Annotated in this window: 15 protein-coding genes; 3 read left to right on the top strand and 12 right to left on the bottom strand. The window is 62.8% G+C overall.

The genetic code is table 11. The features are described from left to right. Nucleotides 1-11: 11 nt before the first annotated feature. The gene (gene chrA, locus BLT89_RS01460; protein ID WP_090192746.1) at nt 12-1,349 is read right to left on the bottom strand and encodes a chromate efflux transporter; all 1,338 of its coding nucleotides are present in this window, start codon (nt 1,347-1,349) and stop codon (nt 12-14) included. 251 nt (nt 1,350-1,600) lie between these two features. Next, a complete protein-coding gene (locus tag BLT89_RS01465; RefSeq protein WP_090192747.1) occupies nt 1,601-1,870 on the bottom strand; it encodes a YdcH family protein in 270 nt (89 codons plus the stop codon). Nucleotides 1,871-2,078: 208 nt separating this feature from the next. Between BLT89_RS01465 and mscL the strand changes: the two genes are divergently transcribed. From mscL to BLT89_RS01480, 3 genes are all read left to right on the top strand, one after another. After that, nucleotides 2,079-2,486 (top strand): large-conductance mechanosensitive channel protein MscL, encoded by a 408-nt coding sequence (gene mscL / locus BLT89_RS01470; protein ID WP_090192748.1) that lies wholly within the window; start codon nt 2,079-2,081, stop codon nt 2,484-2,486. A 63-nt stretch (nt 2,487-2,549) separates the two neighbouring features. After that, complete coding sequence (locus tag BLT89_RS01475) at nt 2,550-3,368, top strand: DUF2092 domain-containing protein (protein ID WP_090198581.1); 819 nt, start codon at nt 2,550-2,552, stop codon at nt 3,366-3,368. Between the two features lie 17 nt (nt 3,369-3,385). Then, nucleotides 3,386-4,177: a hypothetical protein gene (locus BLT89_RS01480; protein WP_090192749.1), complete on the top strand. Its 792-nt coding sequence runs from the start codon at nt 3,386-3,388 to the stop codon at nt 4,175-4,177. Nucleotides 4,178-4,256: 79 nt separating this feature from the next. Here the strand turns inward: BLT89_RS01480 and glyA are convergent, their stop codons facing one another. The 10 genes from glyA to urtE all read right to left on the bottom strand — a co-directional run bounded on the left by glyA (nt 4,257) and on the right by urtE (nt 12,140). After that, nucleotides 4,257-5,513 carry a serine hydroxymethyltransferase gene (gene glyA / locus BLT89_RS01485; RefSeq protein ID WP_090192750.1) on the bottom strand — a complete coding sequence of 419 codons (1,257 nt, stop codon included), beginning with the start codon at nt 5,511-5,513 and terminating at the stop codon, nt 4,257-4,259. 163 nt (nt 5,514-5,676) lie between these two features. Beyond that, nucleotides 5,677-6,249: a HupE/UreJ family protein gene (locus tag BLT89_RS01490; protein WP_090192751.1), complete on the bottom strand. Its 573-nt coding sequence runs from the start codon at nt 6,247-6,249 to the stop codon at nt 5,677-5,679. Between the two features lie 19 nt (nt 6,250-6,268). Further along, nucleotides 6,269-6,883 carry an urease accessory protein UreG gene (ureG, locus tag BLT89_RS01495; protein ID WP_090192752.1) on the bottom strand — a complete coding sequence of 205 codons (615 nt, stop codon included), beginning with the start codon at nt 6,881-6,883 and terminating at the stop codon, nt 6,269-6,271. 14 nt (nt 6,884-6,897) lie between these two features. Further along, nucleotides 6,898-7,572 (bottom strand): urease accessory protein UreF, encoded by a 675-nt coding sequence (locus tag BLT89_RS01500; RefSeq protein ID WP_090192753.1) that lies wholly within the window; start codon nt 7,570-7,572, stop codon nt 6,898-6,900. Continuing rightward, the gene (gene ureE / locus BLT89_RS01505) at nt 7,569-8,069 is read right to left on the bottom strand and encodes an urease accessory protein UreE (RefSeq protein WP_090192754.1); all 501 of its coding nucleotides are present in this window, start codon (nt 8,067-8,069) and stop codon (nt 7,569-7,571) included. The genes BLT89_RS01500 and ureE overlap by 4 nt, the downstream gene beginning before the upstream one ends. Before the next feature lie 8 nt (nt 8,070-8,077). Continuing rightward, nucleotides 8,078-9,778, bottom strand: coding sequence for an urease subunit alpha (ureC, locus tag BLT89_RS01510; RefSeq protein WP_090192755.1), 1,701 nt, complete (start codon nt 9,776-9,778; stop codon nt 8,078-8,080). A gap of 108 nt (nt 9,779-9,886) precedes the next feature. Next, a complete protein-coding gene (locus BLT89_RS01515) occupies nt 9,887-10,192 on the bottom strand; it encodes an urease subunit beta (protein ID WP_090192756.1) in 306 nt (101 codons plus the stop codon). Nucleotides 10,193-10,202: 10 nt separating this feature from the next. After that, nucleotides 10,203-10,505: an urease subunit gamma gene (gene ureA / locus BLT89_RS01520; protein WP_090192757.1), complete on the bottom strand. Its 303-nt coding sequence runs from the start codon at nt 10,503-10,505 to the stop codon at nt 10,203-10,205. A 3-nt stretch (nt 10,506-10,508) separates the two neighbouring features. Continuing rightward, complete coding sequence (locus BLT89_RS01525) at nt 10,509-11,348, bottom strand: urease accessory protein UreD (RefSeq protein ID WP_090192758.1); 840 nt, start codon at nt 11,346-11,348, stop codon at nt 10,509-10,511. A 93-nt stretch (nt 11,349-11,441) separates the two neighbouring features. Further along, nucleotides 11,442-12,140: an urea ABC transporter ATP-binding subunit UrtE gene (gene urtE / locus BLT89_RS01530; protein WP_090192759.1), complete on the bottom strand. Its 699-nt coding sequence runs from the start codon at nt 12,138-12,140 to the stop codon at nt 11,442-11,444. Nucleotides 12,141-12,200: the final 60 nt, after the last annotated feature.

Consider the following 12,200-nt stretch of genomic DNA (forward strand, 5'->3'; position numbering starts at 1 on the left):
CTCTGAAAACCTCAATATAGCCGGATAAGCAGCCCGAGCACGGCACTGCATAGCAGAACCTCGATTACCCCGCGCCTGAACTGCAGCAGCGCAATCAGGGCGGCCAGACTGATCAGTGCTGCCGGCCACTCGAAACTGCCGGCAAAGCCCTGCGGCCAGAACACATGGTAGGCAAAGAACAGTGCCAGGTTGAGGATCACCCCGACCACTGCTGCGGTGATCGCAGTCAACGGCGCGGTGAACTTCAGGTCGTTGTGGGTCGACTCGACCAGCGGACCGCCACCGAGGATGAACAGGAATGAAGGCAGAAAGGTAAACCAGGTCACCAGCCCGGCCGCCAGTGCCGCTCCGGCAAAGGCTGAATCCGGACCGAACAGCGGTTGCACGTAGGCGCCGACAAAGCCGACAAAGGCCACCACCATGATCAGCGGTCCCGGGGTGGTTTCGCCCAGCGCCAGGCCGTCGATCATCTGTGTCGGAGTCAGCCAGCCATAGTGGCCCACGGCGCCCTGATAAACGTACGGCAGCACGGCATAGGCGCCACCGAAGGTAAGCAGGGCGGCCTTGGTAAAAAACCAGGCCATCTGTGTCAGGCTGCCGTCCCAGCCGAACAGCGCGCAGAGCAGGCCCATCGGCAGCAACCAGAGCAGGGCACCCACCAGCAGCAGGCCGCACAAGCGTGGCCAGCTGAAGCGGGCGTGCGCGGGGGGCGGGGAATGATCGCCGATCAGCGCCGGGCCGTAGTCTTTCTGCTTGCCGGTATGCACGCTGCTGAGCGCAAATACCCGGGGTGCCAGACGGCCACCGATAAAGCCGATCAGCGCGGCGCCGATGACGATCAGCGGGAAGGGCAACTCGAGGGCGAAGATGCCGACAAAAGCGGCTGCGGAAATACCCCACAACCAGTTGTTTTTCAGCGCCCGTGAACCAATGCGCTGGCAGGCCTGCAGGACGATGGCAGTGACCGCCGGTTTGATGCCGTAGAACAGTCCGGCGACCAGTGGCTGCTCGCCGAAGGCGATATACAGCCAGGACAGGGTGATCAGGATGAACAGTGAAGGCAGCACGAACAGCACGCCGGCGACTATGCCGCCGCGGTTGCGGTGCAGCAGCCAGCCCAGATAGATCGCCAATTGCTGGGCTTCGGGACCGGGCAGCAGCATGCAGAAGTTCAGGGCATGCAGAAAGCGCCGTTCGGAGATCCAGCGCCGCCGCTCGACCAGCTCCTGATGCATGATGGCAATCTGTCCGGCCGGCCCGCCGAAGCTGATGAAGCCCAGCTTGAGCCAGAACCACAGGGCCACGACGAAAGAGGGGTGCGCCGGGGGCTGGTTGTCTTGCTCGGTCATGGGCGGTCTTTGTGATTGCTGGGCAAGCTGCGATTCTAGACTGGCCAGCAGGCAATATGGCTGCGGCATATGCCGCAGGAAGCGCGCCAGCAAGTATGTCGCATGACCGTGTCATTACCGTGACATGCCAATAACCAGCGGCTGCCGTGCAGCCAGAGCCGGGTCCGGTTGGCGGGGGGGCGCCCATGAAAAAGCCCGGGCAGGAGTCTGTCCGGGCTTTTCAGAAAGTATTACTGCTGACTGCGCCTATTTTAGCCGCCACAACCACCGCAGCAGCTGCCTTTGGCCTGTTGCAGCATGCGTGCAACATCGTCCTTGAGACTGACCCGCTGCAGCTTGAGGCTGGTCAGGCTGTCGTCATCAAGCATTTCGACGCCATCCTCGACGCGGCAGATCAGCTTGTCCAGTTCCTCGTACTCGCCGGCTATGCGCGCGAAGTGATTGTCGTTCTGGCGCAGCTCGTGCAGGGTTTCGCGCAGTTCCGGGAAATCATTCATCAGGGGGTGATGTTCAACATGCATGGGTTCGAGCTCCTTGGTTCAGATGGTCTCACCCTAGCGGTTGCCGCGCCCGGCTTCATTGACCCCGGTCAAGCGCAGGCTTGGTGACACACATGGCAGCCATGCAAATGGCTGGTTACACTGGGTGGCAGCGGCACAAGTGTCGGGGCAGTCGCGCCCCGGACGTTTGTCCGGCAAGCGCATTTTCATCAACGGACAGGAATTTCCCATGAGCATAATCAGTGAATTCAAAGCCTTTGCCGTCAAGGGCAATGTGGTCGACATGGCCGTCGGTATCATCATCGGTGCAGCTTTCGGCAAGATTGTCAGCTCATTTGTCGGCGACGTGGTCATGCCGCCGATCGGCATGCTGATCGGTGGTGTCGACTTTTCCGATCTGGCCATTACCCTCAAGGCGGCTGAAGGCGATGTGCCGGCGGTACTGCTCAGTTACGGCAAGTTTCTGCAGACCCTGTTCGATTTCATCATCGTGGCCTTTGCCATTTTCATGGGCGTCAAGGCCATCAACCGCCTGAAGAAAGAAGAACAGGCAGAACCAGCCGCACCGGCAGGTCCGACAGCGGATCAGCAATTGCTTGGCGAGATCCGTGACCTGCTCAAGGCCCAGCAGAAATAACCCCGGGGCTGGCAGCCGGTGCTGGTCTGGGTTGGATGAATTGCCTGTATCGGAGGCATGAGCATGTTTCTACACAAGAAGTACAGTGGCTGGTTGATCGGCGGCCTGTTTGGCAGTCTGCTGGCACTGCAGTTGCCTGCCGCCGAAAAGCCGCCTGTCGAGGCCCCTGCGGTGCGCCTGGAAGCCCGTGCGCTGGATGTTCTGCAGGCCATGAGCGCCAGACTTGCCGCCGCCAGGGGGTTGAGTTTCAAGGCCGTCAGCACTTACGAGAAACCCAGCAGGCTCGGTCCGCCGCTGGCCTACAGCACGACCGAGCAGGTCACCTTGCAACGTCCGGATCGTTTGCGCGTGCTGACGTCGGGTGATGGTCCGGTCAGCGAGTTCTACTATGACGGCCAACAGGTTTTTGCCTATGTTCCGGCAGACAACCTGCTGGCGGTGGCGGATGCGCCGCCGAGCATAGATGCAACCCTGCAGGCGGCTTACCAGCAGGCGGCTATCTATTTCCCCTTTACCGATGTGATAGTCGCCAATCCGTACCGGGACCTGGCTGCTGATATGCGCCTGGCCTTCTATATCGGTGAGTCGAAGGCGGTCGGCGATACCACTACCGACGTGATTGCCTACGCCAGCGATGATGTATTCGTACAGGCCTGGATCGGTCGCCAGGACAAGTTGCCACGCCTGATGCGTGCCGTGTTCCGCGATGATCCCGCGCAATTGCGCCAGCAGGTTGCCTTCAGTGACTGGAAACTCGACTCGGCACTACCCGAGAGCTTCTTCCGGCCGGCCAACATCAAGCAGGCCCGGCTCATCGAGTTTGCCGCACCACAACGCAGGCAACCGCTGCCAGCCGCTAAACAAACTGCTGTAAAGCCCTGAGCGAGGAGTATGCAGCTATGAACAAGACCGTTTTCCGGCTTGCCGGCTTGCTGGGTGCGCTGTGTGTTGCGGGGTATGCGCAGGCCTGGTCACATGCGTCCGCATGGGGGCATACCTCGGGCAGCCGCGGTTCGTGGAGCCATTCCGGTGATTTTGGTTCAGCCTCTGGTGGTGACGGCAGCTGGAATGCCAGTGGCAATCGGGGTGGCAGTGCCTCGGGTGGCAGCGGCTCCTGGAATGCCTCCAACTGGCGCGGTTCAGCTTCCGGCGGTGACGGCAGCTGGAATGCCAAGGGCAATTATGGCGGCAGCGCTTCCGGTGGCGATGGTTCGTGGAATGCGCATAACGCCTATGGCGACAGTGCCAGTGGCAATCACGCCGACGGTTATGGCACGACCACGGTTTATCACAACAGCAATTATTACGGCAGCAGTTACTACCACCCGCCGACCTCGGTGTATTACGGCAGCGGTTGTTATGACTGCAACGACGATGACGATGTCAACCCGGCCGCAGCCGCAGCCGTGGGTGTAGCCGCCGGTGCGGCCATCGCCAACGCGGCTAACCGCAACGCCGAGAACAACGCTTACTATTCCGGCTACGACAATTCATACGGTGCCGGCTATCAGGCGGGGCTGGCTGCTGCAGCACCGCCGAGCATGACCATGGGCGCGATGTTTGCCACCCTGCCGCCGGGGTGCAATCTGAAAACCGTTGCGGGCAGCAGCTACTACCTGTGTGGCAACTCCTGGGTGAAACCCAGTTACGGGGCCAATGGTGTGTATTACACCGTGGTGCCCATGCCTTAGCCGGACGCTTGCCGACAGCTGTCCCGGAAAAAACAAAACCCCGCTACGGCGGGGTTTTGTTTGCTGCGCTTGCTGGAGCTTAGTTGCCGTACACCGGCAGCCTGGCGCAGACCGCCTTGACCTTTTCGCGTACGGCGTCGATCACTGCCTCGTTGCCGAGGTCCGCGAGGATGTCGCAGATCCAGCCGGCCAGGTCGCGACATTCGGCTTCCTGGAAACCACGGGTGGTCACCGCTGGTGTGCCGATGCGCAGACCGGAAGTAACGAACGGCGAGCGCGGATCGTTGGGCACGCTGTTCTTGTTCACCGTGATAAAGGCACGACCCAGTGCTGCATCCGCATCCTTGCCGGTGATGTCCTGCTTGATCAGGCTGAGCAGGAACAGGTGGTTCTGCGTACCGCCGGAAACCACATCGAAGCCACGGGCCATGAACACTTCGGCCATGGCCTGGGCGTTCTTCACTACCTGTTGCTGGTAGGTCTTGAATTCGGGTTGCAGGGCTTCCTTGAAGCACACCGCCTTGGCGGCGATCACGTGCTCCAGCGGGCCACCCTGGCCACCGGGGAATACGGCGGAGTTGAATTTCTTCTCCAGCGCTTCGTTGGCTCTGGCCAGAATCAGGCCGCCACGCGGGCCACGCAGGGTCTTGTGGGTGGTGGTAGTGACCACGTCGGCATAGGGCAGCGGGTTCGGGTAGACGCCGGCGGCGACCAGACCGGCCACGTGGGCCATGTCGACGAACAGGTAGGCGCCGACCTTGTCGGCGATGGCGCGGAAGCGCGGGAAGTCGAGAAACTGTGAGTACGCCGAAAAGCCGGCGATGATCATTTTCGGCTTGCATTCAACGGCCAGACGCTCGACTTCGTCGTAGTCGATCAGCCCGCTAACATTGTCGATACCGTACTGCACGGCGTGGTAGATCTTGCCGGAGAAGCTCACGCTGGCACCGTGGGTCAGGTGGCCACCGTGGGCCAGACTCATGCCCAGCACGGTGTCGCCCGGGTTCAGCAGGGCCATGTACACGGCGCTGTTGGCCTGGCTGCCGGAGTGCGGTTGCACGTTGGCGTAGTCGGCACCGAACAGCTGTTTGGCGCGGTCGATGGCCAGTTGCTCGACCACATCCACGTATTCGCAACCACCGTAATAACGCTTGCCCGGATAGCCTTCGGCGTACTTGTTGGTCAGCACGCTGCCCTGGGCTTCCATCACTGCCGGGCTGGTGTAGTTTTCCGAAGCAATCAGTTCGATATGCTCTTCCTGGCGCTGGGCTTCCTGCTCCATGGCGGCAAACAGGTCGGCGTCGTAGCGGGCTAGGGTCAAATCACGGCTGAACATGGTGGTCACCTGAAAAATCAGCGGGTCGGGAGAAGTTGAGGCCGCGAATTCTACCCTAACAGCCGCCCGTAGGCACATGAGCTTGGGTCATGTGTCAGACGAGCAGTGCTCACCCGGCAGAAAAGCTGTAGCAGGCGAGCCTGACGCCAGGGCCTAAGGCGAATCAGCCGAGCAGCAGCCAGCCGCCTGCGGCAGCTGAAATCCCGGCACTGGCACGCAGCCATGGTGCGGCAGCGGCGGGCAGCCAGCGTAACAGGGCAAAGCCCAGTGCCTGCAGGCCGGCAGTGGCCAGCAGAAAGCCGCTGGCATAGCTCGCCACGCTGCCGTTGGCAGGTAGCTCCTGAATATGTGCCACACCATGGAACAGCGCAAAAGCTGCGGTAAGGCTGACCGCAACCGCTAGCGGCAGGCGCGCCGCGACCACTACCAGCAGGCTGAAGGCCATGACTGAGGCGGCTATGGCGCTTTCGGTCCCTGGCAGGGCAATACCGCTGTATCCCAGCACAGCGCCAGCCAGCATGCTGCCGACGAATGTCAGGGGCAAGGCGCGGCATGCAGCGCCTTGTTGCTGCGCGGCCCACAAACCAACGGCGAGCATGGCCAGCAGATGATCGAGGCCGGCCAGCGGATGGCCGAGGCCGGCAAGCAGGCCGGTGGCATCGTGGCCGGGATGGGCCATGGCCAGCGCAGGGCTGAACAGCAGGGCAAGGGTGGCGAAGATTTGGCGGCGGGTCATGGGCGTTTCTCCGTAGCGATCAGGCGGCGTTGAGCATGCCGTGGCGTTCGATAAAGGCGATGATCTGCTCCAGCCCCAGACCGGTTTTCTGGTTGCTGAAGACGAAGGGCTTCTCTCCACGCATCTTCAGGGTGTCGCGCTCCATCACATCCAGCGAAGCACCCACCAGTGGTGCCAGATCGACCTTGTTGATTACCAGCAGGTCGGATTTGCAGATGCCCGGCCCGCCCTTGCGTGGCAGCTTGTCGCCGGCCGAAACGTCGATCACGTAGAGGGTCAGATCGGACAGTTCCGGGCTGAAGGTGGCGGACAGGTTGTCACCGCCGGACTCGACGATGATCAGGTCCAGACCGGGGAAGCGCCGGTTGAGTTGTTCCACCGCTTCCAGATTGATCGAAGCGTCTTCGCGGATGGCGGTGTGCGGGCAGCCACCGGTTTCCACGCCGATGATCCGCTCCGGCGCCAGGGCCTCGTTGCGCACCAGAAACTGCGCGTCCTCCTGGGTGTAGATATCGTTGGTGACGACGGCCAGGTTGTAGCGTTCACGTAATGCCAGGCACAGGGCCAGGGTCAGGGCGGTTTTGCCGGAGCCGACCGGGCCGCCGATACCGATACGCAAAGGTTGACTGCTCATGGGTGTTTTCCTGATCAAGAACGAAATAAACGGGAGTACTGGCGTTCGTGGGCCATGCTGGCCAGGGCCAGACCCAAGGGCGCGCTGCCCCAGTGTTCGGGTGGCAAGTCGCTGGCGTGTTGCTGGGCCTGTTGCAGGCTGGGCTGCAAGGCGCTGGTCAGGCGCTGCGCGGCCTGCTGGCCGAGCGGCAGGGTTTTCATCAGCACCGCCAGCTGGTTTTCCAGCCAGCCCCACAGCCAGGCGGCGAGGGCGTCCTGCGGACTGATCTGCCAGGCGCGGGCCGCCAGGGCCCAGAGTGGCGCCAGCCCCGGTGCGGGCAAGTCGGCGAGAAAATCGCGGGCGGGCTGATCCAGCTCCGGCAGGCCTTGCAGCAGCTGTTGCAGGGAATAGCCGGTCTGGCGGTTTTCCTGCTGCAGTTCGCGGGTTTCGCGGCTGCTGCGTTGTGCGGCGGCCAGCTCGGCCAGTTGCGCCCAGTCCTGGGCATTGGCTGCGGCGCAGTGGGCCAGCAGCAAGGGTGCCTCGAAGCGCGCAAGGTTGAGCAGCAGCTGTTCGCTGAGCCAGTGCCGGGCGCTGTCGGCGTCGTGCACCAGGCCACTGTCCACCGCCCATTCCAGCCCTTGCGAATAGCTGTAGCCACCAATCGGCAACTGCGGACTGGCCAGTCGCAACAGGGCCCAGGCGGGATTCATGCCTTGCTCACGAACTGGTGCAGGCGCGGCGCGTAGCTGAATTCCGCATCGCCGGCGTGGGAGTGGTGATGGCCACCGCCGTAAGCTCCTTGCTCGGGCTGGTAGGGTGCCTCGATCAGGCTCACCGTGGCGCCCAGCTGTTCGAGCATGGCCTTGAGCACGTAGTCGTCCGGCAGGCGCAGCCAGCCGTCACCCAGTTGCAGCGCAACGTGGCGGTTGCCCAGATGATAGGCCGCGCGCATCAGCTCGAACGGGCTGCTGCAGGTCACATGCAGCAGGGGTTCCGGGCGCGCACATACCCGCACCACGCGACCGTCTCTGGCGCGCAGGCAATCGCCATCGGCCAGCGCCGGCTGGCCGCGTTCGAGAAACAGGCCGACCTCTTCACCGGCGGTGGTGTAGCAGTGCAGGCGGCTTTTGCTGCGCGCCTCGAAGCTCAGCAGCAGCTCGGCGTCGGCCTCGGCTTGCGCGGGAATACGTTGTTCAATCACCAGCATAAGGGGCCTCAGAACAGGAAGTAACGTTGTGCCATGGGCAGCACGTCGGCGGGTTCGCACCAGAGCAACTGGCCGTCGGCCTTGACCTGATAGTTCTGCGGATCGACCTCGATATTCGGCAGGTAGTCATTGTGGATCAGGTCGGTTTTCTTTACCTCACGGCAGCCTCTGACCACCGCGATGTGCTTTTTCAGCCCCAGCTGTTGCGGCACGCCGGCATGCAGTGCGGCCTGGCTGATAAAGGTCAGGCTGCTGGCGTGCAGGCTACCGCCGAAGCTGGCGAACATCGGCCGGTAGTGCACCGGTTGCGGGGTGGGGATGGAGGCGTTGGCGTCGCCCATCAGGCTGGCGGCAATCGAGCCGCCCTTGAGAATCAGACTGGGTTTGACGCCGAAAAAGGCCGGGCGCCAGAGCACCAGATCGGCCCACTTGCCCACTTCGATCGAACCCACTTCGTGGCTGATGCCGTGGGTGATGGCCGGGTTGATGGTGTACTTGGCGATATAGCGTTTGGCGCGGAAGTTATCGTTGCCAGCGCTGTCTTCGGGCAGGGCGCCGCGCTGCTGTTTCATCTTGTCGGCGGTCTGCCAGGTGCGGGTTATCACCTCGCCGACGCGGCCCATGGCCTGGCTGTCGGAGCTGATCATGCTGAAGGCGCCGAGGTCATGCAGGATATCTTCGGCGGCAATGGTTTCACGGCGAATGCGGCTTTCGGCAAAAGCCACGTCCTCGGCAATGCTCGGGTCGAGGTGGTGGCAGACCATGAGCATGTCCAGGTGTTCGTCGATGGTGTTGCGGGTGAAGGGCCGGGTCGGGTTGGTCGAGCTGGGCAACACGTTGGCAAAACCGCAGGCCTTGATGATGTCCGGCGCGTGACCGCCGCCGGCGCCTTCGGTGTGATAGGTGTGAATGGTGCGGCCCTTGAACGCGCCGAGGGTGGTTTCGACGAAGCCGGACTCGTTGAGGGTGTCGGTGTGGATCGCCACCTGCACGTCGTACTCATCGGCCACGCTCAGGCAGTTGTCGATGGCTGCCGGGGTGGTGCCCCAGTCTTCGTGCAGCTTGAGGCCGATGGCGCCGGCCTTGACCTGCTCGATCAATGGCGCCGGCAGCGAGGCGTTGCCCTTGCCGGTAAAGCCGAGGTTCATCGGGAAGGCGTCGGCGGCCTGCAGCATGCGCGCCAGGTGCCACGGGCCGGGGGTGCAGGTGGTGGCGTTGGTGCCGGTGGCAGGTCCCGTGCCGCCGCCGATCATGGTGGTCACGCCGCTCATCAGGGCCTCTTCGATCTGCTGCGGGCAGATGAAGTGGATATGGCTGTCGATACCGCCGGCGGTGAGGATCATGCCTTCACCGGCGATGACTTCGGTGCCGGCGCCGATGGCAATGGTTACCGCAGGTTGAATGTCCGGGTTGCCGGCCTTGCCGATGGCAGCAATGCGCCCGCTCTTCAAGCCCACATCGGCCTTGACCACGCCCCAGTGATCGAGGATCAGCGCGTTGGTGATCACCGTGTCGACCACATCCTTGGCGCACAGCTGGCTCTGGCCCATGCCGTCGCGAATCACCTTGCCGCCGCCGAACTTCACTTCCTCGCCGTAGTGGGTGAAGTCCTGTTCCACTTCCAGCCACAGGTTGGTATCGGCCAGACGTACCTTGTCACCGACGGTGGGGCCGAACATGTCGGCGTAGGCCTGGCGGGAGATTTTCATCGCTTGCAATCCTTTTTTGATCGTTCCCATGCTCTGCGCAGGAACACGGCTGGCGACGCGGAGCGTCCCGTTATGGCTTACCACGCGGAGCGTGGGAAGCATCAGAAATCAAAGGTCACCCATGACGCGACCGGCGAAGCCAAACACGCGGCGCGCCCCGGCCAACTCGACCAGTTCGACATCGCGACTTTGCCCCGGCTCGAAACGCACGGCAGTGCCGGCAGCGATGTTCAGGCGCATGCCGCGGGTGGGCTCGCGGTCAAACGCCAGCGCGTCATTGGTTTCGAAAAAGTGGTAGTGCGAGCCGACCTGAATCGGCCGGTCGCCACTGTTGGCTACCGTCAGGCTGAGGGTGCGGCGGCCGGCGTTGAGTTCGATTTCGCCGTCCTGGATCTGGTATTCGCCGGGGATCATGGCGGGCTCCTCAAGCAATCGGTTGGTGGACGGTGACCAGCTTGGTGCCGTCCGGAAAAGTGGCTTCCACCTGAATCTCCGGGATCATTTCAGCGATGCCTTCCATAACCTGGTCACGGCTGAGCAGGGTAGTGCCCAGGTGCATCAGTTCGGCCACTGTCTGGCCGTCGCGGGCGCCCTCGAGCAGGGCCGCGGAGATATAGGCAATGGCCTCCGGGTAGTTGAGCTTGACCCCGCGGGCCAGGCGCCGTTCGGCCAACAGGCCGGCGGTGAAGATCAGCAGTTTGTCTTTTTCCCGCGGGGTCAGATCCATGTTTCAGGTGCTCCAGATTCGTGGGGGTACGGCTGCGCGACCGAGTAATGCCGGGCGCAATAAACGCCAGAGCTCAATCAGCCAGGCGCGGGCGTGCAGTGCTTCGTGGGCCAGGCAGCGGGCGACGACCAGACCGGGCAACTGACTGAGATCGCCGCGCACGCGCCCGGGAATGCTGCGGCAACGCTCGAGCAACGCGCTATCCATTTCACCGCTGACCAGCAGGGTGGCGAACACCGGCTGGCCGGCGAGGCCGATGCTGGCGTCGAGCAAGCCGTCATCACCGAGGATGCGCTGGCGCTCGTGCCAGAGCAGTTGGCCGTCGCGGCGAATATCCAGACGGGATTGAAAGTGGCCCTGGTTGAAGCGCTCGCCACTGGCCGGGCGACCCAGGGCAATCATGTCCCAGTAGCACAGCCGGGCATCGCCTTGCAGTTCGATAGCGGTGCTTAGTTCGGCCCGGGCACCGGAGTAGATGATGGTTTCTTGCGGCAGCCATTCCAGGGTGGCACCGGGCGCTACCCTGAGCTGGATCTGCTGAAACGCCGGGCTGCTGGCGTGATACCACTTGGCAGCGCCGGGGCTGGTCAGTTGCGCCCAGGCCTGCTCGCCGACCGTTGCAGAAATATCCAGGCGGTCACCACCGGCAATCCCGCCGGGAGGGTGGACGATGATGTGCTGGCAGACCTGCGGCCCGTCGCCATACAGGTGCTTCTGCACCCGCAGCGGCCCCAGATGACGGCGCAACACCGGACGCGTGCTGTCCGCGACGCGTGCATAACCCAGTTCCAGCCGGGCATGCCAGCTGGGGGTAAACAGGGCGGTGGGGGCAGAGGCGTTCATGGCATATTTTCGTGGATTGGAGAGAGCTGCTTCGAGCAGGCAAACCGGGTATTGCGGCGGATGGAGAAAGTGTCATCCACCTTACAGTGACGCTTAAATCGCTACCAGCCCGCGCACGTTTTCCTCGTGCATGGTCTCGCCGCGGCCTTGCTGGATGATCTCGCCACGGGCCATGACCAGATACTGATCGGCCAGCTCGGCGGCAAAATCGTAGAACTGCTCGACCAGCAGAATGGCCATGTCACCACGGGCAGCGAGTTTTTTGATTACCGCACCAATCTCCTTGATCACCGAGGGCTGGATACCCTCGGTGGGTTCGTCGAGGATCAATAAGCGCGGCTGGCTGGCCAGCGCGCGGCCTATCGCCAGCTGTTGCTGCTGGCCGCCGGAAAGGTCACCGCCACGGCGCAGCTTCATTTCTTCCAGCACCGGGAACAGTTCGTAGATAAAGGCCGGCACTTCCCTGGCCTGGGAGCCGGGAAAACGCGACAACCCCATAAGCAGGTTTTCTTCTACGCTCAGGCGGCCGAAAATTTCCCGCCCCTGGGGCACGTACGCGATGCCGGCATGCACCCGCTGGTGCGGTTTGAGCTGGGTGATGGTCTGTTCTTCCCAGGTGACGCTGCCGTCCTTGGCCGGAATCAGGCCCATCAGACACTTGAGCAGGGTGGTCTTGCCCACACCGTTGCGCCCGAGCAGGCAGGTGACTTCGCCGACCCTGGCCTCGAACGACAGGCCGCGCAGGATATGGCTGCCGCCGTAGTACTGGTGAAGCTGTTGGACTTGCAGCATGTCGATCCATCCGTTGTAGGGTGGGCTTTAGCCCACCATGAAAGTTCTATCTGGTTGGTG

The sequence above is a fragment of the Pseudomonas pohangensis genome, assembly GCF_900105995.1.
In the GTDB taxonomy this organism is placed as follows: domain Bacteria; phylum Pseudomonadota; class Gammaproteobacteria; order Pseudomonadales; family Pseudomonadaceae; genus Aquipseudomonas; species Aquipseudomonas pohangensis.